This is a genomic window from Mucilaginibacter corticis, assembly GCF_007558865.1.
Classification (GTDB): domain Bacteria; phylum Bacteroidota; class Bacteroidia; order Sphingobacteriales; family Sphingobacteriaceae; genus Mucilaginibacter; species Mucilaginibacter corticis.
In genome coordinates, this window is record NZ_VLPK01000001.1 from 104,309 (window position 1) to 127,935 (window position 23,627).

Annotated in this window: 25 protein-coding genes; 14 read left to right on the forward strand and 11 right to left on the reverse strand. The window is 41.9% G+C overall.

Annotation, left to right across the window (positions count from 1 at the left end):
- Positions 1-43: 43 nt before the first annotated feature.
- The 3 genes from FO440_RS00400 to FO440_RS00410 form a co-directional block, all read right to left on the reverse strand.
- Entirely contained in the window at positions 44-619 is a 576-nt protein-coding gene (locus FO440_RS00400) for a PAS domain S-box protein (protein ID WP_144246258.1), read from the reverse strand.
- Positions 620-714: 95 nt separating this feature from the next.
- Positions 715-1,812, reverse strand: coding sequence for an ABC transporter permease (locus tag FO440_RS00405; RefSeq protein WP_144246259.1), 1,098 nt, complete (start codon positions 1,810-1,812; stop codon positions 715-717).
- A 90-nt stretch (positions 1,813-1,902) separates the two neighbouring features.
- Positions 1,903-2,667 carry an ABC transporter ATP-binding protein gene (locus tag FO440_RS00410; RefSeq protein WP_144246260.1) on the reverse strand — a complete coding sequence of 255 codons (765 nt, stop codon included), beginning with the start codon at positions 2,665-2,667 and terminating at the stop codon, positions 1,903-1,905.
- 631 nt (positions 2,668-3,298) lie between these two features.
- On the opposite strand from FO440_RS00410, the gene FO440_RS00420 reads away from it, so the two are divergent.
- A complete protein-coding gene (locus FO440_RS00420) occupies positions 3,299-3,745 on the forward strand; it encodes a nucleotidyltransferase (protein WP_144246262.1) in 447 nt (148 codons plus the stop codon).
- A 34-nt stretch (positions 3,746-3,779) separates the two neighbouring features.
- Here the strand turns inward: FO440_RS00420 and FO440_RS00425 are convergent, their stop codons facing one another.
- From FO440_RS00425 to FO440_RS00445, 5 genes are all read right to left on the reverse strand, one after another.
- Positions 3,780-3,992 carry a hypervirulence associated TUDOR domain-containing protein gene (locus FO440_RS00425; RefSeq protein WP_144246263.1) on the reverse strand — a complete coding sequence of 71 codons (213 nt, stop codon included), beginning with the start codon at positions 3,990-3,992 and terminating at the stop codon, positions 3,780-3,782.
- A 107-nt stretch (positions 3,993-4,099) separates the two neighbouring features.
- Complete coding sequence (locus FO440_RS00430) at positions 4,100-5,575, reverse strand: TlpA family protein disulfide reductase (protein ID WP_144246264.1); 1,476 nt, start codon at positions 5,573-5,575, stop codon at positions 4,100-4,102.
- 81 nt (positions 5,576-5,656) lie between these two features.
- On the reverse strand, positions 5,657-6,226 hold the full coding sequence (locus FO440_RS00435) for a hypothetical protein (protein WP_144246265.1): 570 nt from the start codon (positions 6,224-6,226) through the stop codon (positions 5,657-5,659).
- Between the two features lie 80 nt (positions 6,227-6,306).
- A complete protein-coding gene (gene carA / locus FO440_RS00440; RefSeq protein WP_144246266.1) occupies positions 6,307-7,407 on the reverse strand; it encodes a glutamine-hydrolyzing carbamoyl-phosphate synthase small subunit in 1,101 nt (366 codons plus the stop codon).
- Positions 7,408-7,564: 157 nt separating this feature from the next.
- A complete protein-coding gene (locus tag FO440_RS00445) occupies positions 7,565-8,164 on the reverse strand; it encodes a hypothetical protein (protein WP_144246267.1) in 600 nt (199 codons plus the stop codon).
- A gap of 497 nt (positions 8,165-8,661) precedes the next feature.
- Between FO440_RS00445 and panB the strand changes: the two genes are divergently transcribed.
- From panB to FO440_RS00465, 4 genes are all read left to right on the forward strand, one after another.
- Entirely contained in the window at positions 8,662-9,477 is an 816-nt protein-coding gene (panB, locus tag FO440_RS00450; RefSeq protein WP_144246268.1) for a 3-methyl-2-oxobutanoate hydroxymethyltransferase, read from the forward strand.
- An 81-nt stretch (positions 9,478-9,558) separates the two neighbouring features.
- A complete protein-coding gene (locus FO440_RS00455; protein WP_144246269.1) occupies positions 9,559-10,281 on the forward strand; it encodes an RluA family pseudouridine synthase in 723 nt (240 codons plus the stop codon).
- A gap of 57 nt (positions 10,282-10,338) precedes the next feature.
- On the forward strand, positions 10,339-10,569 hold the full coding sequence (locus tag FO440_RS00460) for a hypothetical protein (RefSeq protein ID WP_144246270.1): 231 nt from the start codon (positions 10,339-10,341) through the stop codon (positions 10,567-10,569).
- Positions 10,569-10,883, forward strand: coding sequence for a type II toxin-antitoxin system RelE/ParE family toxin (locus FO440_RS00465; RefSeq protein ID WP_144246271.1), 315 nt, complete (start codon positions 10,569-10,571; stop codon positions 10,881-10,883). The genes FO440_RS00460 and FO440_RS00465 overlap by 1 nt, the downstream gene beginning before the upstream one ends.
- A gap of 5 nt (positions 10,884-10,888) precedes the next feature.
- Here FO440_RS00465 and yiaK read toward each other — a convergent pair whose 3' ends face one another.
- Positions 10,889-11,878 carry a 3-dehydro-L-gulonate 2-dehydrogenase gene (gene yiaK / locus FO440_RS00470; protein WP_144246272.1) on the reverse strand — a complete coding sequence of 330 codons (990 nt, stop codon included), beginning with the start codon at positions 11,876-11,878 and terminating at the stop codon, positions 10,889-10,891.
- A 104-nt stretch (positions 11,879-11,982) separates the two neighbouring features.
- Between yiaK and FO440_RS00475 the strand changes: the two genes are divergently transcribed.
- The 3 genes from FO440_RS00475 to FO440_RS00485 all read left to right on the forward strand — a co-directional run bounded on the left by FO440_RS00475 (position 11,983) and on the right by FO440_RS00485 (position 14,502).
- Positions 11,983-12,486 (forward strand): DUF5004 domain-containing protein, encoded by a 504-nt coding sequence (locus FO440_RS00475; protein ID WP_144246273.1) that lies wholly within the window; start codon positions 11,983-11,985, stop codon positions 12,484-12,486.
- A 56-nt stretch (positions 12,487-12,542) separates the two neighbouring features.
- On the forward strand, positions 12,543-13,121 hold the full coding sequence (purN, locus tag FO440_RS00480; protein ID WP_144246274.1) for a phosphoribosylglycinamide formyltransferase: 579 nt from the start codon (positions 12,543-12,545) through the stop codon (positions 13,119-13,121).
- Between the two features lie 157 nt (positions 13,122-13,278).
- Positions 13,279-14,502: an MFS transporter gene (locus tag FO440_RS00485; protein WP_144246275.1), complete on the forward strand. Its 1,224-nt coding sequence runs from the start codon at positions 13,279-13,281 to the stop codon at positions 14,500-14,502.
- Between the two features lie 9 nt (positions 14,503-14,511).
- Here the strand turns inward: FO440_RS00485 and FO440_RS00490 are convergent, their stop codons facing one another.
- Complete coding sequence (locus tag FO440_RS00490; RefSeq protein ID WP_144246276.1) at positions 14,512-14,874, reverse strand: VOC family protein; 363 nt, start codon at positions 14,872-14,874, stop codon at positions 14,512-14,514.
- Between the two features lie 232 nt (positions 14,875-15,106).
- On the opposite strand from FO440_RS00490, the gene purH reads away from it, so the two are divergent.
- The 6 genes from purH (at position 15,107) to rodA (ending at position 22,561) form a co-directional block, all read left to right on the forward strand.
- Positions 15,107-16,639, forward strand: coding sequence for a bifunctional phosphoribosylaminoimidazolecarboxamide formyltransferase/IMP cyclohydrolase (gene purH / locus FO440_RS00495; protein ID WP_144248163.1), 1,533 nt, complete (start codon positions 15,107-15,109; stop codon positions 16,637-16,639).
- A 196-nt stretch (positions 16,640-16,835) separates the two neighbouring features.
- Entirely contained in the window at positions 16,836-17,858 is a 1,023-nt protein-coding gene (locus FO440_RS00500) for a rod shape-determining protein (protein ID WP_144246277.1), read from the forward strand.
- Positions 17,859-17,955: 97 nt separating this feature from the next.
- Positions 17,956-18,792: a rod shape-determining protein MreC gene (gene mreC, locus FO440_RS00505; protein WP_144246278.1), complete on the forward strand. Its 837-nt coding sequence runs from the start codon at positions 17,956-17,958 to the stop codon at positions 18,790-18,792.
- The gene (locus tag FO440_RS00510; RefSeq protein ID WP_144246279.1) at positions 18,785-19,303 is read left to right on the forward strand and encodes a rod shape-determining protein MreD; all 519 of its coding nucleotides are present in this window, start codon (positions 18,785-18,787) and stop codon (positions 19,301-19,303) included. Before mreC ends, FO440_RS00510 begins: the two co-directional genes overlap by 8 nt.
- Positions 19,300-21,294 (forward strand): penicillin-binding protein 2, encoded by a 1,995-nt coding sequence (mrdA, locus tag FO440_RS00515; RefSeq protein ID WP_144246280.1) that lies wholly within the window; start codon positions 19,300-19,302, stop codon positions 21,292-21,294. Before FO440_RS00510 ends, mrdA begins: the two co-directional genes overlap by 4 nt.
- The gene (gene rodA, locus FO440_RS00520; RefSeq protein WP_144246281.1) at positions 21,287-22,561 is read left to right on the forward strand and encodes a rod shape-determining protein RodA; all 1,275 of its coding nucleotides are present in this window, start codon (positions 21,287-21,289) and stop codon (positions 22,559-22,561) included. The genes mrdA and rodA overlap by 8 nt, the downstream gene beginning before the upstream one ends.
- Positions 22,562-22,633: 72 nt before the next feature.
- On the opposite strand, the gene FO440_RS00525 is transcribed toward rodA, so the two are convergent.
- Positions 22,634-23,614, reverse strand: coding sequence for a hypothetical protein (locus tag FO440_RS00525; RefSeq protein WP_144246282.1), 981 nt, complete (start codon positions 23,612-23,614; stop codon positions 22,634-22,636).
- Positions 23,615-23,627: the final 13 nt, after the last annotated feature.

A 23,627-nucleotide genomic window follows, 5' to 3' on the forward strand; every position in this document is an offset into this window, starting at 1 on the left:
TTTAATATTAACATAAATTTAATTTAGCACCTGCCAAAATAATTTACTCGGAATCCATATCGGTACCGGTAACATCGGTAGCCATAACCATGATCAATTGTTCTTTGCCGGAGGTGATGCCGTGCGATGTGATCCTCACACGGATGGCGGTGCCGTCTTTTTTAAGGTGCGTCCAAACGCCCGAGTCGTTATACGCATTCGTCAGGTTTTTTATGGCCGTGTGTACCACGGCTACATCGCTTTTGGGGCGGATGTCTAAAACGGTCATGTTAAAAAACTCTTCGGGCGTATAGCCGTATTTGGCAACTGCCGCATTGTTAACCGCAGTAAAATTCAAGGTGCGGCGGTTATAGATCCACATGGGCGAAGGGTTAGCTTCAAAATAGCTGCGGTATTGTTTTTCGCTTTCTTCTAAGCGGCTATCATGTTTCAGGATGAGTTTGTAGAGTATAATACCGGTCACCAGCACATAAAAGAAACCTTTTATACTGCTTAAAAACAACACAAAAGAAGCATCCATAGACCCTTTCATCAAGTCAAGCAGCTTATCGCTCAAAATGATCCATAAAAGGCCTGATATGGTGTAAATTACCGCTATCTTAACTGCGCCGGATCTCATTAATCAGGTTAAAATCGTAAAGGGTTTAATCAACTTACGATATTAACAAAAAAAAAGATTGTCCTAAAATTTATGCACTTTTTTGTTGGCAATCACTACTCCCACTTAAAAGTTTTAACTGCGACGGTATAAATTACCACTCCCCAGATTAACATTACCAGTACCTGGTGCGATACATCCATTAAACTTGCACCCTCAAAGGCTACTTTGCGCAAGGCATCATTTAAATAAGTGAGTGGCAACGCCCTGCTGATGGGCTGCAACCAAGCCGGGAAAACATTGATAGAGAAAAACGTACCTGACAATAAAAATTGCGGCAGGGTGATCATGTTAGCAATCGGCGGTACGGTACTTTCATTTTTGGCGATGCCCGACACTACGAAACCGAAGCCCATAAACACGACCACCCCGATGAGAGACAGCAGCAGCATATTGAGCACCGTGACGGCCCCATGCACCAGCGTAAAACCAAAAGCAAACTTACCTATCAGTATGATAAACAAAGCGCCGATCAGCGCGAAAGAGATCCTGGCTATGGCCTCGCCTATTACAATGCTGTAACGTTTAACCGGCGTTGCAAAAAAGCGTTTGATAACCAATGTTATCCGCAGGCTTAAAAACACAAAGGCGGTACCAAATACACCGGTACTTAACAACGCGAACCCAAGCTGGCCCGGTAAAATAAAGTCAATGGTTTTATACTCGCGGCCTGATATGGTTGTTTCTTTTATTTCGGCCACCGGCGGCGGGCCATTAGGGATATGCGCGTTGATCTCGTAAAATATATTATTCAGTGCAGACCTTAAAATATTCTCCTTTTCGCCCGAAGCCTTGCTGTACTCAATGTTAGCTGTAAAATATGGCGCGACGGTATTTTTCTGAATATTGATAATGGCATCAATAGTGCCTTTTTGCAGGTTGGACTGCATTTGTTCAGGCGTTTGATCATGTATAAGCTTTACAATGCTCACCTTTTTCAGCGCCTGGTAAACCGGGTTAAGCGTATCATTGGTTTTGGCAACACCGACATCAACAGATATCACCCCGCCACCGCTGATAAAGCCAAACACCAAAATAAATATCAACGGAAAAAGCAGCGTAAACACCACCGACGACGGGCTGCGCACTATGGAACGGAAACTTGCTTTAGCTATAGCCAGCGTGGCTTTAAAGTTACTGTATTCTTGGTTCATTGGTTCAATAGTTCATTTGTTCATTAGTATCGTACTGCTAATTTGGCAACGCCTTGCACGGCTGCCAACTGCCGACTAAAAACTGCCGACTCACTCCGCCCGCCACTCCTTACCTGTCATGTTAATAAATACATCTTCAAGGCTGGCCAGCTTTACTTCTTTAGGCCGCTCAAAGCCTGATGCTACCAGTTTATCAATAAAATTATCCGGCGTATCCACACCTATAATGTTACCGCCATCAACAAAGGCAACGCGGTCACAAAGTACTTCGGCCTCGTCCATGTAGTGGGTGGTTATCACTACGGTGGTTCCCTGGTCGCGGATCTCGCGGATCAGGTCCCATAAATTACGGCGTGCCTGCGGGTCGAGGCCTGTTGTAGGTTCGTCCAGGAAAACAATGCGCGGATTATTGATCAACGTGGTGGCTATAGAGAACCGTTGTTTCTGGCCGCCTGACAGTTCTTTGTATTTAGCTTTGGCCTTATCGGTTAGCGCAACCTTCTTCAGCATTTCAAGCGGACTGCGCTGTATGCCATAAAGTCCCGAGAAAAGCTCAATCAGTTCTGAAAGATTCAGGTTAGGGTAATAACCCGCCGCTTGTAATTGTACACCGATGCGTTTTTTTATGCTACCGGCATCAGTATCAATATTGAAGCCATCAACAGTTATTTCGCCTGATGTTTTTTCGCGCAGGGTTTCAATGATCTCGAGCGTGGTGGTTTTACCGGCGCCGTTAGGGCCAAGCAGGCCGAAGATCTCGCCTTCATAAACCTCAAAGCTGATGCCCTTTACCGCGTTGAAATCACCGTAGTTTTTTACCAGGTTTTTTACTGTAATTATGGATTTTTTTGCCATGGCGCAAAAATGCTGTAGAAAATTGGATTATCAATGATTTTTTTAACGGATCACTGTAATATTACAGTAATCCGTAATAACATAAGTAGCTGTTATTATTTTACCAAATGACCTACCAGGTGCAAAGCCGCAACCGCGTGCGCAATAAATTTGGTGATAATAAGCAAGGTAGGCACTGTTAATAATGTTGTCATGATCTTGTTATGATTTACAGTACAAATGTGCCTGTAAAATCAAAAATCACACAGGGTTATTAGGTAAAGCGGGGGATATTGTCGGTAAATGAGGGTGGCGGGTGGATGAGTTGCGTAAAACAAGCGTTGTTGTAAAACATGAGATCATCCCTTCATTTACGCAGGTAAAATTTCATAAAATGATGCTTTTTTAGTATTTTTGAGTAAAGCCCGTTATAATAGACCCAGAAAAAAATGAGTGTTAAAAGGAAAATTCAAATGGTAGTCACTCAAGTAAAAATGGATGACGAAGATAATTTGGATGTTAACTTTTGGATGAGCAGAACCGCTGCTGAAAGGCTGGCTGAAGTTTTTCGTTTAAGACAGAATTATTTTACATGGGCCGATGGATCTTTTCCTGATAAAATGGAAAAAATTGTTCATCGAAGACAAATAATATGTTCGAACCCGACTTTATAGATTTTATTGAACTCTTAAATAAGCACGCTGTAGAATATATGGTGATAGGTGCGCACGCGCTTGCTTTTCATGGCCGGCCACGCCATACAGGCGACTTGGATATATGGGTAAAACCTAGTGATGAGAATGCAAATAAACTGGTGGCGGTGCTAGATGAGTTTGGATTTGGCTCGCTTGGACTTAGCGCATCTGACTTTTTGAAAGAAAACTACGTTACTCAATTAGGCTATCCGCCATTGCGGATCGATATTTTAAATACTATTTCAGGGGTTGAATTTAATGAAGCCTATTTAAACAAAATAACCGGAGAGGCAGATGGGTTAAACATCAACTTTATCAACATAAGCGACTTTATTAAGAATAAAGAAACAACCGGACGAGCAAAAGATCTGGGAGATATTGCTTCGCTTAAAAACAAAAAGTAACATCAAAACAGACCCTTCAGACACGGTGCAATTGTTACTTCTTCCCTCTCTTTAACTCACTTTCAGATTTTAAAACCGTAGCACCCGACTCCTGCTTAATTTCATAAGCCGGTTCGTCCTTGCTGGCCTTGCGTTTTACTTTTGTCCCTTTAATGGTTTTCTCGGTGGTATGGGTATGTTCTTTGGTGATCTTGCCCTCGGCCTCGTGGGCTCCCCAGTTCCAGTGTACGGTGTCTCCTTTTTTCATGGCGATGTAATTTAAATTCGTGTAAGAGGCGCTAAGTATCGCGCTTCTACAACTATATGCAAAAGAGCTGCCAAGATCAGGATTGAAATTACAAGTGCTAAAATAACCTATTTAGCCGCCAGCAATTTCTCTATGTCTGATTTTAAAGTGTCGTCGCCCGGGCGTTTAGCATTGGGGTCAAACACACGGCCTTGCCTATCAATCAGCAAATATCGCGGTATCCCATTGATTTGGAATTTGGCAGATATAGCATTGAAATCATTGTTACTAAGCAAAAAATGTTCTCCTTCAATACCCATTTCTGCGATTGCGGCTTTCCACGTTTTTTCTTCACATTGCACACCCAGGTAAAGAAAAACCACATCCTTACCGGCTAATGATTTGTGCAGCACTTTTGAATTTGGCATTTCACCACGGCAGGGGCCGCACCAGGTTGCCCAAAAATCAACATAAACAACCTTACCGGTATATTTAGCCAGTATCTTATTAAATACACTATCGGCGGCAGTTTTAGGCACGATGTTTATTTGCGCCGCGGCCGGCAATTTTAAGTTGTTTAGCAGGTATACCCGGTCATTATAAACTTTTACAATATTGGTTTTAAACTGCGGTTGCACTACTGCTGCTTTGTATTTATCCAAATAAGCTTTAACAACATCAAGAGCACCAGACTGTGTAAGGTTATACAACACATTACTTAATACGATATCTCTTTCTAAGCCCGAAGGTTCTTTTAAAAACAGATCTATTTGTTTATCAATCACATATGACACACCCAAGTTTTTGCGCGTGATATACCTGCCGTATTCATATACATAAGCGCCGTAATTTGATGAAATTGGCCCTTGTATATCTTCAAGATCTGCCTGCTTAATAAAATCAAAATAGCTATCGGGCACTTTAAAATTATTTTCATTTGTTTCATTACGGTATGGATGCAACCATAAGTAACGCAGCAAGTTGTTTAAATACTCATATTTTAAATCGACAGTTAACCAGCGTTTTGCAACCGCGCTCATACGGTGTTGCTTCAAATAATTGGCAAGAAAAATACTTTCTTTAGCATAACGGTCGGCCAAAAACTTTTTGTGTGTAAACGGGTCATTATCTTTTTCAGATTTCTCCATGATTTCATAACGCTTATACTTTTCACCACCGTAGCCCAGTGTAACATCGTTTTCTTTTGCATGCTGATAGGCACGGGCTTCCCGGTTAGAATTTGCACCGTCACCATCAAACGTCATAGCTTCAAGATTATCGGCATCAAAATTTATTTGCATGTGGCTGCCGGGTTCAACTAAAAAAAGCTCAAGCTGGTTATTATACAGCAGCATTACATCCTGGGCACTTGTCTTTAAAAATGAAAGCTTGTAAGTTCCGTCAGGATTAATGTCGGCTAAATAAGTTTGCTGTTTGCCAAATGCAAGGTCATTAACAACAATTCTCAAAGAGGAGGCTTTTTCTTTGTAAGCTTCAAACTTACCTACCTTACCGGTAAGGTAAACAGAATCTGTTTTAAGTATTTTTTGGCCATTAGCCGCTACAGTAAATGACAAGGCCAGGAACGTGATAAAGGTTTTCATTTAGGATTTAGATTGGTAAACAAATATAACCATTAAACTAAGTGGTTAAATATTTATTGTAGCGAACATTAATCATATACATTAGCTTACCCACAATAACGGAGTATATTTAAGCAACCATTTCTTTCCTGGTCTTACATATATCCTTAACTGCCCTCCGGGACTCTTGCCCGATTCAAGGTAAAAGAAACAAACCGTATTGTTTCTTATAAAAATCGGTTTAGTAAAGGCGTAAATTCTATCGTCAAAATCTTTCAGGTCATAAAAAGATTGCCCGTTGTGTTCCTTTTTATACTTTTCTGTCCTTGCTTTACTTACGGCGAATGATCTTTTTACGACATTATCTTTCCATGAAAAATCCTTCATTTTATCAAGTTCATTATTGATAAAGACCTTTTCCGACTGCGTCAAAATAAACCAATCACTATCTTTCAATTTGCTTCTGTAATATCTAAACCCATCATATCTGTATAAGGTATCCTGGTTTATGGTTTCTTTGATCTGATCTATCCAGTATGAACCTACCTTTTCAGTATACAAGATATGTTCCTTACCAATTACAAACCGGATAAATTTTTTATCGGCATGGCTTTGCGCATAGTTTATTTGGGCGACAAGAATTAAAGGCAACAAAAAATATAAATATCTCATGCTAAACGGTTCAGGCAAATAAAGATAACAAAAAGCCCCGCAAATTTACTTTGCAGGGCTTTGAAACTCTTTAACTATTTTTATTGCATCAGCTTAATAAAATCATCAAACAGATAACGGCTGTCATGCGGGCCGGGAGATGATTCGGGGTGGTATTGTACCGAGAATGCTTTTTTATCTTTTACACGGATACCTTCTATCGATTGGTCGTTCAGGTTTACGTGGGTGATCTCTACTTTTTCTGATGCCCGTACCGCCTCTGGTACTACACCAAAACCATGGTTTTGCGAGGTAACCTCGCAATGGTTGATGATGATATTTTTTACCGGGTGGTTCAGTCCGCGGTGGCCGTTAAACATTTTTTTAGTTGGGATATCATTTGCCAAAGCCAGTAACTGGTGGCCTAAGCAAATACCGAACATCGGCTTATCGGCAGCTAAGATCTCTTTTACAGTTTCAACCGCGTACGGCATGGCAGCAGGATCGCCGGGGCCGTTTGAGATAAAGTAACCGTTAGGCGCAAAATCTTTTTCCATTTCGGCAAAGGTGGTTTTGGCAGGATAAACTTTACCATGTACGCCCCTGTCATCAAAATTACGCAGGATGTTCTTTTTAACACCCAGATCTAATACTGCTATACGATAAGGTGCGCCCTCTTCGCCAAAAGTATAGGTCTCTTTTGTAGTTACCTTTGATGATAATTCCAGTCCGTCCATTGATGGTACTTCTGCCAGTTTAGCTTTCAGTTCTTCAAGATCCAATATCTCTGATGATATGATGGCGTTCATAGCTCCTTTATCGCGGATATGGCGCACCAATTGACGGGTATCGATATCAGAAATACCTACAATATTTTGTTCCTGGAAATAATCCTGGATCGACTCGTTAGCCTGTTTACGGCTGTAAGTAATGTTGTAGTTTTTACAAACCAGGCCGGCTATCTGGATATTGCCCGACTCTACCTCGGCATCGGCTATACCATAGTTGCCAATATGCGCGTTGGTTGCCACCATGATCTGCCCGAAGTATGACGGATCTGTAAAAATTTCCTGGTAGCCGGTCATCCCGGTATTGAAACATATTTCGCCGGTGGTGGTACCGATCTTTCCGGCAGCTTTGCCATGAAAAACTGTCCCGTCCTCTAACAATAAAACCGCCGGTAATTTGGTGAAATAAGTCATTTGTTTAAAAAAATTGAATGGTGAAAATTGCGGCTGGTCTGGTGCGATGCGCCGTAAAACTGGACTGGAAAAATGAAGTAAGAAACTCCCTGGTTCACGGGTGCAAAAGTAGAAAAATATTTCGGATTTCGGAAGTTCGATTTCGGATTTTTTGATGCTATCTCTTTTCAATCTCTGTGATAAGCTTCACAAGCTTCTCACGGTTTTTTCCTGCTTTAATCCAATTAGGTAATTTTTCGACCAAAGTCCAATGTGTACGGTCATTTCTTTCCCTTAAATCGGCAGAAATATATTTTTTTAAATATGCTAAGTGCTCGTAATTATATGCCCAAAAACTTTCTCCTCTAAATCCTTCTGACAACCACAGTGGTAAGCCAAAATATCTTTCAGTTGGCTTTCCTTCAACTATTTCTTTGTAGAACCACTCTATTGGTATATTCTTCGGTTTATAGCTATCAGTATTACCACACTGTAAACATCTTACAGCAATACTATCTTTCTTTTCATTTACTTTTTTCATACTCACATTTATTTCTGCAGCACAATGCGAGCAATGACATTTTAATTCAACTTTAAATGTTTGATGCCTTCCTACCTGTGAATAAAAACAATTCGGACATTTTAACACCCTTTTGGAAAAATACGAGGAAGGATCTTCTTTAACTATTGTAGCTCGCTTTTCACATTTTGGACATTTAACAAAGATTTCATGTTCAAAAAAGCTAACTCCCAAATTTTCGTCTTGAAATCTATTCATTGTTATTAATGCTTATAATAGCGTTGAATATAGTATTTGAAATTATAAATCCGAAATTGAACATTCGAAATTCGAAATTAAAATCCGCTCAATTTTTCGTATTTTTGTTATAGTCGTTCCTTCACAGATCAGTTTATTTTTTTCCATACCAAGTGCTTTTGCCGTACAAAAGCGAAATGGGGATAACCCTACCCACAAAATCATCAAATATCTGATAAACAATTATTTACACAGAAATTCTACTACCGGCATAACACCGGACACCCGATAAACGATAAAAATTACTACCGGCAAAAGTACCGATACCCGATAAATGCCCTTTTTTACTACCGGCAAAACCGGGGATACCGGAAAAATTGCAAAAATTACTACCGGCTAAAGCTTGTATACCGGTAATAGCCGGCCTTTAATCTACGAGAGATCAAATCCGAAATCGAACATCCGAAATTCGAAATCAAAAATACTACCTTTGCCTTACTGATAAATCAGATCTGACTATGTCTGTTCATAAAGAAGTTAAAAGAATTACCACCCGCACCCTGCAGGAGATGAAAAGCCATGGCGAAAAGATTGCCATGCTTACCGCCTACGATTACTCGATGGCTACCATTGTTGACGCTGCCGGGATGGACATTATACTGGTAGGCGACTCGGCATCAAATGTGATGGCGGGCCACGAAACCACGCTGCCAATCACGCTTGACCAAATGATCTACCATGCTTCGGCAGTTGTACGCGCAGCAAAGCGCGCGCTGATCGTGGTCGACCTGCCTTTTGGCACCTACCAGGGCAACTCGAAAGAGGCGCTAAGTTCGGCCATCCGCATCATGAAGGAATCCGGCGCACACGCGGTAAAGATAGAAGGCGGTATTGAGATAGCTGAGTCGGTAAGCCGCATCCTTACAGCCGGCATCCCGGTTATGGGGCATTTGGGTTTAACGCCGCAGTCTATCTATAAATTTGGCACCTACACCGTACGCGCCAAAGAAGAAGCCGAAGCACAAAAGCTAAGAGAAGACGCGCTGAAGCTACAGGAACTGGGCTGCTTTGGCGTAGTGTTAGAGAAGATCCCGGCACAGCTGGCAAAAGAGGTGTCCGAGAGCTTGTTCATCCCTACCATCGGCATAGGCGCAGGTCGCCATTGTGATGGGCAGGTATTGGTGATCCACGATATGCTGGGCATCAACAAGGGCTTTAAGCCCCGCTTTCTGCGCCAGTACGCCAACTTGAGTGAGGTAATGAACGGCGCGATCAAAAACTATGTAAGCGACATAAAGGCAAAGGAATTCCCGAGCGAGACGGAGCAATATTAGGTTGCAGCCCATGGTCGATAGTCAATAGACCATGGCAAAAACAACTATGGACTATGGACCATAGACTATCGACTAAACACTATGGCACGACCTGAATTTCATTATACCAGCTATGATATTACCGATAAGGATGTTCTTTATGAGGACAATCACCTTATTGCCATAAATAAACGTGCCGGCGATATTGTACAGGTTGATGATACAGGCGATGAATCGCTGGACGAAAAGGTAAAGAAGTATATCGCCAAAAAATACGATAAGCCCAATGGCGCTTTCTTAGGTGTGGTACACCGTTTGGACAGGCCTGTTAGCGGCGTCATCTTATTTGCCAAAACCAGCAAAGCTTTAGATAGGATCAACAAAATGTTTAAGGCCCGCGAGATGCATAAAACCTATTATGCTGTATTGCGCAAACGCCCCTATCCTGAAGCAGGCACACTGGTGCATTACCTTGTGAAGAACCCACAGAAGAACGTAACCAAAGCCCATGACCGCGAAGTACCAGGCAGTCTGCGATCTGAACTAAACTACAAACTAGCTGGCGAACTGGACGGTTACTATTTAATAGAAGTTGACCCAATAACCGGCCGCCCCCACCAGATCAGGGTACAGCTATCAACTTTAGGCACACCTATAGTTGGCGATAATAAATACGGCTATCCCCGCGGCAGCCTGCGCAAAAGCATCTGCCTGCATGCAAGAAGGCTACAGTTTATCCATCCCATAAAAAAAGAACCGATACTGATAACCGCGCCGGTACCTAAAGACGGATTTTGGGAGAGGTTTGAGGGGATGATGGGGTAGAAATAAATTTGATTTTTATTCGTATTTTTGATTAAGTTACAATTTTAATTTACAGTCATGAACCTGCAATTTATATCAGACAGCACCGGTAAAACAACAGGAGTATATATTCCTATTAAAGAGTGGAATGAGTTAAAAAGCAAGTTTAAGGGAATTGAGCAAGAAGGAATTAATATTCCAGACTGGCATATTAATTTGGTTAGAAAACGAAACGAAGATTATAAAAGCAATCCCGATAACAGTATTAGCTTTGATTTAGCAATTGATGATATTGAGCGCGATTTGTAATGTACAAGGCTATCATTTTACCTCCTGCCAAATTAGATATTAAAGAGGCGGCAACCTGGTATAACGGCAAGCAAAACGGACTTGGTAAAAGATTTACAACCGAGGTTCGTCAAAAAGTTAATCACCTTAAGCAAGATCCTTTTATATCTGTAGTTAGATATGACGATGTACGAACTGCCGTTTTAGAGGTATTTCCATTTATGATTCACTACAGTGTTAATGACAAGGATAATCTAATAGTTATTTTAGCCGTGCTTCATACTAGTAGAAATCCTGATATTTGGAAAGTTGAGCGTGATGTATCTGATGAATAGACTTATCAGAAGCTCTTAACCTCATTCCAAATCCGTTCATCAACCAACACACCCTCTTTCAAATTTCTTTTACGGGTCTTTAAAGTATTCTCGCCGGGATAAGAAACTGCTTTATCAGCATCAGCCAGTTTGCTGCTTTTTGTAAAATTTAAGATCTCTTCGATCAGGCCATCCGTCTGCTGGCCTGATTGTGGTTTAATGGCTATAAACACCTGCGACACGCCAAACTCCATCCCCTGCCCGGTAATTTGCTTTACCGATTTGCCCTGGCTCAGGATAGTTGCCAGCAGGTCAAGCACCATAGTCAGGCCCGAGCCTTTCCAAAACCCGATGGGCAACACCCGCTTTGAGTCGAGAATAGCTGTTGGGTCAGTACTTAAATTACCTTCATTATCATATCCGCCGGGAACAGGTAGCTGTTCGCCATAACTTTGGTACTGTAGTATTTTACCTATTGAGAATTGAGAAATGGCCATATCCAACACCACATGCCCGCCTTTGCGCGGCACTGAAATTACCAAAGGGTTATTACCTAAAGTTGGCGTAGTGCCATCCGAAGGAGCTACATTGGCTATAGTATTAGTAAAGTTAATGCCAATGTAACCGGCATCAGCCGCTTGCCAGCCGTAAGTACCACCGCGCATCCAGTGGTTAGTATTCCGGATAGCTACGCAACCTATCCCGTTATCTTTAGCAAGGCTGATAGCTCTGTCCATACAAAAAAGGGCGTTGATAATACCTGGCGCCAGGTTACCATCCCATTGCTCTAAAGCGCCAAATGCATTTATCAAAGTTGGTTGGTTATGCGCTTTGATCACACCCTCTTTGATATACCTTACAAACGTAGGGAAACGATTAAGCCCGTGCGTATAAACACCGTCGCGACTGTTTTCTGCAAAAACCTGCGCGCATAAGTCAGCTTTATTTGTTGGGAAATCAAGTTTAATCAAGACCCTGTTAAACTCGGCTTTTAGTTCTTCAAAAGGTATCCGCATAGAGCAAATATAGCTGCTAATAAAATAATACTGATTTAAAACAGTTATAATTGCCACAGGTTAGTTATCCATAACCGTTAATTTTTATTTTTGCTGTCAGTTAAATGAAACACAAATCACTATATCTAATTATAACAGCGTTAATATTAACGGGGCTATTTATCAATTCCTGTAAAAAAGACAAACAGGATTCTATAGCAATAACCTTGTCGGCGGGGAACTGGCAATTATCATCAGTAAGGGTAACTACCACTGTTGGTGATACGATAAAACTGGATACAACCTATAATACTGTATGCGATTCGCCCCAAGTGCTTAAATTTAATTTAGATAATACCTGTACCTACAAAAATTTCAATTGTGTAAAGCAGCCAACTGCCGTTGGGCACTGGAGTTTAACGCCAAACCGCCTCTTTTTAAACTGCGATATAGTTTGCAAGGACACAACGGCAACCGGTACTTCAAAGCCGTTTAGCTATGCGCAGATCTTTAACGCGGGCGATTATTCGCTGGTATTAATAACCGGGGATATACAAAACTTTGTAAGCAGCAAAAAGCGTACAGTTTTGCGGTATGGCTTTATTAAGCAAAAAACTGCGGTACAATAGTAATTAATTTTAGTAAAGCTTTATATTTGGGTCGTAACTAACTCTCTTTCGCAGTTTTGAAAAAACGAATAGCCATTTTTGCTTCGGGATCAGGATCAAATGCTCAGAAAATAATGGAGCATTTTAAACGCAGTACAGAAGCTGAAGTAGTATTGGTGCTTACTAACAACGCGCAGGCTTACGTGTTACAACGGGCTGATAATTTTGAGATCCCATCGCATATTTTTACCCGTCAGGAGTTTTATGAAACGGATGATATCATCCGCATGCTTAAAACCCTGCAGGTAGACCTGATCGTACTGGCCGGCTTTTTATGGCTGGTTCCGCAAACTTTACTGGCAGCTTTCCCTAATAAAATCATTAACCTGCACCCTGCCCTGTTACCAAAATACGGCGGCAAAGGCATGTATGGCGATAATGTACACAAGGCCGTTTTAGCCAATGGCGAAGAAGAATCAGGCATTACCATTCATTTTGCTAATGCGCAGTTTGATGAAGGTGAGATCATCCACCAGTCGAAATTTAAAATTGAGCCGGGCGACAATCTTGAAATGGTAAAATTTAAAGTCCAGCAGTTAGAACATCAGCACTTCCCCAAAGTGATCGAGAATTTGCTAAAAAAGATGAAGAGTTAATTGTTAACTCAATAATATATTGATCGTAGAGACACAATACATTGTGTCTCTTTTTGTTTTACCTGTTTATTAAAGACGCAAAGTATTGCGCCCCTACAATCGGTTAAAATAAATATATTAGCCTGCTGAAAGTTAAACCTGTTTACTATTAATCTTCATGCCCCAAAAACCGTCCACCAGCATCTTCCAGCTTGCCGTAATTGTTAGCGCACTTGGTTTTTTTGTTGATACTTATGATCTGTTATTATTTGCAATCATTCGTAAACCCAGCCTGGCTTCGCTTGGCTTAAACCCTGCTGAGGTATTATCAAAAGGCGAATTGCTGATCAGCATACAAATGATAGGCATGGTGATAGGCGGTATCATCTTTGGCATATTGGGCGATAAAAAAGGAAGGCTTAAGGTTCTCTTTGGATCTATATTGCTCTATTCTATTGCCAATATTTTAAACGGTATGGTAGTAACCTTAAATCAATATATCCTATTACGGTTTATTGCCGGTGTTGGCCTTGCCGGCGAATTAGGTGCGGGAATAACCTTAGTGAGCGAATTGTTACCCAAAGAAAAACGCAGCACCGCTGCAGGTTTTATTGCGGGCTTTGGCCTGTTTGGCGTGGTGGCGGCATCAATGATCAGTAAGATGGTTGACTGGCGGGCATGTTATTATGTAGGCGGCGCACTTGGGCTGATATTATTACTCATGCGGATCCAGGTGCAGGAAAGCACATTGTTTAAAGAGGCGCAACTGGGCGAAACAACCAAAGGCAACTTCCTGATGTTTTTTAATGATCGTAACCGCTTTGCAAAATATATGCAATGTATCCTGATAGGGCTGCCGGTTTGGTACATCATTGGTATTTTGGTTACTTTTTCTGATCAGTTTGGTAAGGCAATGGGGATAAACGGAGTTGAGCCGGGCTTTGCTATCATGTATCTTTACATGGCCATTGCCGCCGGAGATTTTAGTGTTGGCTGGCTTAGCCAGCGCTTACGAAGCCGCAAAAAGACGCTATTTATATTTTACGGTATAGCTATGGTATTTACCGTACTTTACTTTTTACAACACGGCGGCACTCCGGGCTGGTTTTACTTTATTTGCGCGGGACTGGGATATGGTGCCGGTTTAAATGTAGTGTACATTACCAGCAGCGTTGAGCAATTTGGCACCAATCTGCGCGCATCGGCTGGGATAAGCATACCCAATATGGTTAGGGGCACGCTGCCTTTAATGATATTGCTGTTTAAATTTACCCGCGAACTTTTTGGCAATTATTTAACAGGGGGATGGGTAACCGGCTTAATTATATTTGTTACCGGTATCACTGCTGCCTGGCTACTTGACGAAACTTATGGAAAAGATCTTGAGTTTACTGAAGTGTAATATTCCACATTAAGTAGATTGCTGCACAATAACGCAAACATGGCTTTTATCAAGCAACGCAAACTCTTTTAAACCCCAGGGCTGTAACTTTACTCGGGATAAGTTGGGATGAAACAATTTTATTTCCTTCGCGGCAAGTTCGTTATACAGCGTGTCAATATCATCGGTAGCTATTCTTATTTCAGGACGATCCTTTTGCGCGTATTCATCATCCTCAACTAAAGAAATTGTCACCCCATCACGGTCAATAATGTAGAATGCCGGTTTGGGTTCACAATATTTCACTTCAAAGCCAAGTACATCTATAAAAAGATCAAGGCCATCTTTAATATCCGAGTAGAATATTTTTGGTATTACTTTAATCAGTTTCATCTTCAATATGATTTGGTTTATCCAAAGTTGGTTAAAGTAATGATAGAATAAAATTATATTTTCAGTGTTAAAGTAAACAATTATACAGGCACAATTCACCGTGATATTAATTGTAAAAAAAGCCCGGTAAAATCAAAAATCGTCGACTTTCATTTTTCTTAAAAAAACTGATCCTCAATCTCTAATCTCTAATCTGTATTTCATACCTTTGCGGCTCAAAATTTTCCCGCAAATGAGCCAGTCTGTTGCAATTAAAAATGCCCTTATTTCAGTTTACTATAAAGATAACCTGGAGCCAATCATTCAAGAATTAAGCCGTCTCGGAGTAAACATATACTCAACCGGTGGTACCGAAACTTTTATCCGCAGCCTTGGGGTTGAGGTTATTGCAGTTGAGGACCTTACCTCTTACCCATCTATCTTAGGCGGCCGTGTAAAAACGCTGCACCCTAAAGTATTTGGCGGCATATTGGCCCGCAGAAATAACGACAGCGACAAACGCCAACTGGTACAATATGAGATCCCGGAAATTGACCTGGTGATAGTTGACCTTTACCCGTTTGAAGAAACTGTAGCTTCAGGCGCGGGACATGATGATGTGATCGAAAAGATTGACATCGGCGGCATCTCATTGATCCGCGCGGCTGCGAAGAATTTTAAAGATGTGGTGATCCTGGCATCAAAAGATGATTATGTTGAGCTTGCTGAAATATTAAAAACGCAGGATGGTGTAACCACTATTGATCAGCGTAAAAAATTCGCGCATAAAGCATTTAACATTACATCAAATTACGATACTGCCATCTTCCAATATTTTAACCAGGAAGAACCCCTGCCGGTATTTAAGCAAAGCATACAAACCAGCAAAACTTTACGTTACGGCGAAAACCCGCATCAACAAGGCACTTTTTATGGTAATCTTGATGCTATGTTTAACAGCCTGAGCGAAAAGGGTAAAGAGCTTTCTTATAATAACCTTGTTGATGTTGATGCTGCTGTAGCACTGATAGACGAATTTACCGAGCCAACAGTAGCCATATTAAAACATACTAATGCGTGTGGCGTAGCCACCCGCCAGTTTATTAAAGAAGCCTGGATAGATGCTTTAGCTTGCGATCCGGTTTCAGCTTTCGGTGGTGTGATCATTACCAATACAGAAATAGATGCTGAGACTGCTGCTGAGATAGATAAATTATTTTACGAAGTACTGATTGCACCTGCCTATACAGATGAGGCTGTGAAAATCCTTACTGCACGCAAAGGACGCATCATTTTGATACGCCAACCGGTTGAATTGCCGCAAAAACAGTTCAAAACATTGTTAAACGGTGTTATTGAGCAAGACAAGGACCTGGTGATTGAAGGCCCGGCCGAGATGAAAACTGTAACTGAGCGCCAACCGAGCGAACAGGAATTAAAAGATCTGTTCATTGCTAATAAGATCACAAAAAACACCAAATCAAACGCTATTGTGTTGGTTAAAAATAACCAGATGCTGGCAAGTGGAGTAGGTCAAACATCGCGCGTAGATGCCTTAAGGCAGGCTTTAGCAAAAGCCGAAGCATTTGGTTTTGATGTAAAAGGAGCAGTTATGGCATCAGAAGCGTTTTTTCCATTCCCTGATTGTGTAGAAATTGCTGCAGATGCCGGCATCACAGCTGTTTTACAGCCGGGTGGATCTATCAAAGATCAGTTGTCTGTTGATATGGCTAACCAAAAAGGTATTAGCATGGTTACTACAGGTATCCGTCACTTTAAACACTAATTTTTAGTGATTGGGGATTAGCTGATTAGAGATTAGTTATCATCAATCAACACTATTGTTACAGGGTTAAGCGTTGTTGTGTATGCGATTGGCATTTTTTTAATATTTTTAAAATAAACCGATCAACTATTTAACTTAATGCAACTTAGTCAACAAATTTTATCAACTTTGCAAATTATTTTGAAGCAAAAGAGAAATGGGCTTATTTAATTTTTTTACACAAGAGATCGCTATAGATTTAGGTACCGCAAATACCCTCATTATACATAATGATAAAGTTGTTGTTGATGAACCATCAATAGTAGCTTTTGACCGCACCACTAATAAAGTCATTGCCATTGGGCGCCAGGCCATGCAAATGGAAGGTAAAACCCACGACAATATCCGCACGGTAAGGCCACTTAAAGACGGTGTAATTGCCGACTTTAACGCTGCCGAGCACATGATACGCGGGATGATAAAAATGATCAACCAGGGCAAAGGATGGTTCTTCCCATCGTTACGTATGGTAATCTGTATCCCTTCAGGTATTACCGAGGTTGAGAAACGTGCCGTGCGCGACTCGGCCGAGATTGCCGGCGCTAAAGAGGTTTACCTGATCCACGAGCCTATGGCAGCAGCAGTAGGTATTGGTATAGACGTAGAAGAGCCAATGGGTAACATGATCATTGATATCGGTGGTGGTACTACCGAGATCGCAGTTATTGCCTTGTCAGGTATCGTGTGCGACCAGTCTATCCGCGTAGCGGGAGATAACTTTGACTCTGATATTGTTCAATATATCCGTCGCCAGCATAACATCATGATAGGCGACCGTACTGCTGAGAAAATTAAGATCGAAGTTGGTGCTGCATTGCCTGAATTGAGCGATCCGCCATCTGATTTTGCCGTACAGGGCCGCGACTTGATGACCGGTGTACCCAAACAGATCATGGTATCATACACAGAAATTGCACACTGCTTAGACAAATCAATTTCAAAAATTGAAGAAGCGATATTAAAAGCACTGGAGATCACGCCACCTGAGCTTTCTGCTGATATTTATCAAACCGGTATATATTTAACCGGTGGCGGCGCGTTGTTACGCGGTTTAGACAGAAGGATCTCTGCCAAAACCAAACTGCCTGTTCACGTTGCTGAAGACCCGCTACGCGCCGTAGTACGCGGAACTGGTACCGCGCTTAAAAATATTGGTAATTTTAAATTTTTAATGCAGTAATTTTAGAAGCAGGAATCAAGAGCCAAGAATCAAGAAGTAGATTTTACTTTAATTATCTTGTCTTTTGATTCTTGACTCTTGACTCTAACTTCAAACCATGCGTAACCTGTTAATCTTCATTACCAAGTACAACGCGTTTTTTCTGTTCATTATATTTGAGGTTACTGCGCTCATTATCTACGTTAAATACAACTCTTTTCAAAAGGCCACTTTTATTAACAGCACCAACCAGGTTACCGGCAATTTATATGCCCGTGTTGATCAGTTAAAAAGTTATATCTCTTTGCGCGAGGTAAATGACAGTCTTTCGCTTGAAAACGCCAGACTGCGCGGACAACTTAAAGCCTCTTATTATGTTGACTCTGTTGCCAAACATAAGGTAAACGATACCATTTACAAGCAGCAGTATGAGTATATAGATGCCGCTGTTATCAACAACTCTGTTAATCGCCGTAATAATTACATCACCATTAACAAAGGCAGCCGTGCAGGCATAGCCAAGGGCATGGGTGTAATTTGCCCGCAGGGTGTTGTGGGTAAAATTGTTTTTGTGGGCGACCATTTTTCGATCATACAATCCCTGTTACATAAAGAAACCATTATCAGCGCGGCTTTAGCCGGCACAAAGGACCTGGGCTCATTTACCTGGAGCGATAATCTGGACCCGCACGCAGGTTTGTTGTATGATGTTTCAAACAGCGCCTCACCAAAATTAGGAGAGATGGTGGTAACGTCTGATCTGTCTTTATTTCCGGCGGGCGTTCCTATCGGCAAAATATCAAACCTGCACTCAAAAACTGCAAAAGGTTCATTCCTGAATATGGATGTAACCATTGCCGTTGATTTTAGCAAACTACAGTACGTTTATGTGGTAGATAACAAGTTTGCTGCAGAGCAATTGGGACTGGAGGCCCAGCAGAAAAAAGATGAGTAGAGTGATCCTCCTTAATTTGCTCAGGTTTATAGCCCTGGTGTTTATACAGGTGTTCCTGCTCAAGAATATCAGTTTGTATGGCCTTTCTACGCCGTACCTGTATATTCTGTTTATTCTGTTATTGCCTTTTGAAACTCCTAACCTGTTGCTGTTTCCATTGGCATTTATTTTAGGTTTAACAATTGATGCTTTTTACGATACACCGGGGCTGCACGCCATGGCTTGTGTGCTACTGGCATTTGTAAGAGTGTTGTTCATTAGCATCACCGTACAAAAAGAAGGCTTTGACAACGAGCCCGAGCCTACGTTCAGTCTGATGGGGTTCAGGTGGTTTTTTACCTACACGCTTATTCTTACTTTATTTCATCATTTTTTTCTGTTTATACTGGAAGTATTCAGGTTCACAGAAATACAGTATACACTTGCGCGTGCGCTGTTAAGTTCAATATTTACCATATTTTTGATACTTATTTCGGGCCTGTTATTTTATAAAAATAAAGAGCGTAAATGAACCAGTATTTTGAACGGAGGTATATTATCGGCGGCATATTCATCACCCTTATACTGGTGCTGCTTGGCCGCTTATTCTACATCCAGATTATTGATGACAGGTATGCATTATATGCTAATAAAAATGTCATTCGCCCGTTTATTCAGTATCCCGCACGCGGCACTATTCTTGACCGTAACGGAAAAATATTAGTTACCAACGCGCTCGTTTACGACGTAAACGTTACACCCAAAGAAGTTAAAGCTTTTGATACATTAGCATTTTGCAAACTGCTGGGAATTGACAAAGCCGAATTTGATAAACGTTTAGCTAAAGCAAGAAAGTATTCTCCAAACCTGCCATCGCCGTTCGAGAAACAATTATCCCCACAATTATACGCATCGTTGCAGGAACGACTATCGGAGTTTCCCGGTTTCAGGAGCGGCCTTCACCCTATCCGCAGTTACCCCGACTCTATAGCAGCTCAGTTTCTTGGTTATATCGGCGAGGTAAATGATAACATCATTGCCAAATCAGGAGGATATTATCATTTGGGAGATTATATCGGCATATCCGGTGTTGAAAAAGCTTATGAAAATGTTTTACGCGGGCATCTCGGTATAAAAAATATGCTGGTAGACTCAAGGGGTGCACAAATGGGCTCCTATGCAAATGGTGCTTTTGATACACAGGTCGTTTCGGGCGAAAAACTAACCTCATCCCTTGATCTGCATTTGCAAAAGCTTGGCGAGAAGCTGATGCAGCACAAGGCAGGCAGTATTGTTGCGATAGAGCCATCATCCGGCGAGATATTGGCATTTGTAAGCACCCCAAGCTATGATCCTAACCTGTTGGTAGGGCATGACCGCAGCGTCAATTATAGTAAACTGAACGACGACCCTTATCAGCCATTTTTTATACGTCCGATACAGGCCAGCTATCCTCCAGGATCGTCATTTAAGCCGCTAAGCGCTTTGATAGCCATGGAAGAGGGCATTATCACACCTCAAACCACATATAATTGCCCGGGCTATTATATAGCAGGGAACCGCCGGATAAAATGCTTTCACGGCGAGCAGCATGGTACAGTTAACCTGGCAAGTGCCATAGCCGAATCATGCAATGGGTATTTTGATATGGTGTTTGAGAAACTGATAAACCGCCTGGGCCCCAAACAAACAGATTCTGCCTTTACATCATGGCGCGATAATGTGGCTAAGTTTGGCCTTGGTAGCAAACTTGATCTTGATCTGCCAAGTGAAGGCACCGGGCTTTTGCCTAAGGCATCGTTTTATGATAAAATGTACCATAAAGGTGGCTGGCGTTCAAGTACAGTAATATCGCTGGGTATTGGCCAGGGCGAGCTGGGTGCTACGCCATTGCAACTGGCCAATATTGAAGCTACTATTGCCAATCATGGATTTTATTACAAACCGCACCTGATCAAATCAATCGGTGAAAGGCAGGTGATTAAATCAGAATATACTGTTAAAAATTATGTGGGTGTTGACCCGCAATACTTTGAACCAGTAATTGATGGTATGCAGGCTGTGGTTGAACGCGGCACCGCTGTAACTTCAAAAATACCCGGTATAATAATGTGTGGTAAAACCGGAACGGCGCAGGTAAATGGCGTAGACAATTCTGTATTCGTGGCATTTGCCCCCAGGGAGAACCCCAAAATTGCTATAGCCGTTGTGGTCGAAAATGGCGGCCAGGGCGCCAGTTGGGCCGCTCCTATCGCCAGCTTTATGGTTGAAAAATATTTGCGCGACAGTATTACTGCTCGTCCGTCAGGGATTGATCCGCAACGTTATATGAATGCCGACCTGATGCCTGATATTTCAATATATATCAAGCAGCAGAAAAAGCAATTGCGCCGGGATAGCATCCGCCAGGCAAGGATTGACTCTATCAAGAAAGCGCAAGCCACCAAATCGGCAACAAACAAGAATCACAAACCTGCCGGAACAAATTATTTGTCAGCGTTAAAACCTAAAGACGATGAGTAACCAGCAACGCAGTTTCTTTTTTAATGTAGACTGGCTAACGGTGCTTATCTACTTGGCACTTTGCACTATTGGTGTACTCAGCATCCACTCGGCCGTGTTTGACCCTAAGAATGCATCTATTGTTGATCTGGACACCAATTACGGCAAGCAGTTTGTATTTGTGATAGTGGCTATTGTGCTGGGCATATTTATCTTATTGCTGGAAAGCCGCTTTCTCTCTGCCCTGGCCCCTGCTATATATGGCATCACTACTGTGTTGCTATTATTAGTACTGGTGGTTGGGCGCAATGTTGGTGGTAACCAGGCGTGGATCCCGCTACCCGGTGGCTTCAGGCTGCAACCTTCTGAGTTTGCCAAATTTGCTACCTGCCTGCTGTTAGCACGATATTTAAGCGGAACTAATGTTAAAGTAACCGAGATCCGATCATTTGCTATCGCGGCAGGGATCATCTTTTTCCCGATGATACTTATTCTGCTTCAGCCCGATGCCGGGTCGACCCTGGTATTTAGCTCGTTGCTGTTTGTGTTATACCGAGAGGGTCTATCGCCTTATTTTCTGATTCTGGAAGGGCTGTTCATCACCTTATTTGTGCTGACGCTTAAACTCAATAACCTGCCATTAATTATCGGGAGCATTATAGTGATTACCATCGCAATCATCCTGCTATTCAGGCGTAACCGAAAACTTATGATGACGCTGCTTATTGGTGCCGGTATATTGATAACCTTTGTTTTAAGCGTTCAGTTTCTTTACACCAAAGTATTAAAGCATCACCAAAAAGAGCGTATAGATATTGTATTAGGTATTGAAAGTGATCCGCATGGTAAAGGGTATAATGTTAACCAGTCAAAAATAGCCATTGGCTCGGGCAAACTCTGGGGCAAAGGGTACATGCAGGGCACACAAACCAAGTACAAGTTTGTGCCTGAGCAAAGCACCGACTTTATATTCTGTACTGTTGGCGAGGAATTCGGTTTCGCCGGATCTGTAGTAGTATTAGGGCTTTACCTGTTTTTGGTGTTACGGATCATCTACATCGCCGAGCGGCAACGATCACCCTTCTCGCGCATTTACGCCTATGGGGTGGCATCTGTCATATTCTTTCACGTGGTGATCAATATCGGCATGACCATTGGTATTGTACCGTCAATAGGTATCCCGCTGCCGCTGATCAGTTATGGCGGCTCGTCGCTGTTAAGCTTTACCGTAATGCTGTTCATCCTGATCAAACTAGACTCGAACAGGATGGGTATGATCTACGCGTAACCCCCCTGCCCCCTAAAGGGGGAGATTACTAAGCGTATTTAGGATATCACCAGTGTAACTAACCTCTGATCGCTAATTAGCATAGCGCCTTTTCAGCAGTTCAAAAAACTTGTTGGCGGTGTCGGGTTTACTGTCCCAATTATTTTTAACTGTATAGTTTTTAGTCAAAAACCGGTTAGCTTCTTCAAACGAGTTAAAGCGATTCAATATCTCAATAGCTTCGCTGTAAGCAAGGCTGTAACCATTAAACAGGTCTTTAATATAAAGCAGTTTGTCATTTAAAGTAATGGCCTGTTTAAGATTGGCTATGCCCTGCGTACCGGCTTGCTCAGTGATAGTAGCAGCAGCGGCCCTTTGTGCCGATATCCTTTGATTAATGGTTAATACCTCTTCTTTTTCTTTAGCTATCTCGTCGTTTTTTACTACCGGCTTAACAACTTCCATAACCGGCGCTTTAGGTTGCTCAACAGGCTTAACTTCTTCAACTTTTACTTCGGGTACAACCAGTGCCGGCTTTACGGGTTCAGGTGCGGCGGGGGCCGGTTCTTCTATTACTTCTTCGGCTATATCTTCTGTTACTTCTTCGTCCTCATAATCAGACTCATCCACCACCAGTTCATGCCTGATCACTTCGGGTTCTTCTCTTACAAATGAATAACTATCCTTTGGTGTTGTTGCCGAAAGATCAATATGAGCTACAGCTTCGTCATGTGTAGCAGCGTTGGTCTTTTCGGCTTCGGGCTGCGGCTCACGTTTGGGTTGTTGTACTACGGGTTCAAAAAACTTTTTTACTATAGGTGCAGGCTCTTTCGGTTTTTCAGGCTCAACGGGCTGTTTTGGCTCTGCAGGTGGCTGAACGGGTCTGTCAAGCTTATTTCGCTGGTTAAGCTTGCTTAGTATTTCGGCATGGTCTGCCAGAAAATGAGCGTTTGCCACAAACAGCTCCAGTTCAAGATCGTTTAAATTGTCAGGATTAGCTTCAATGTATTTATATTGGTCATTAAGCTCTTTTATTATGCCACCTATTTTATGAAATACCTCTAATTGCTTCATTACAATACTATAG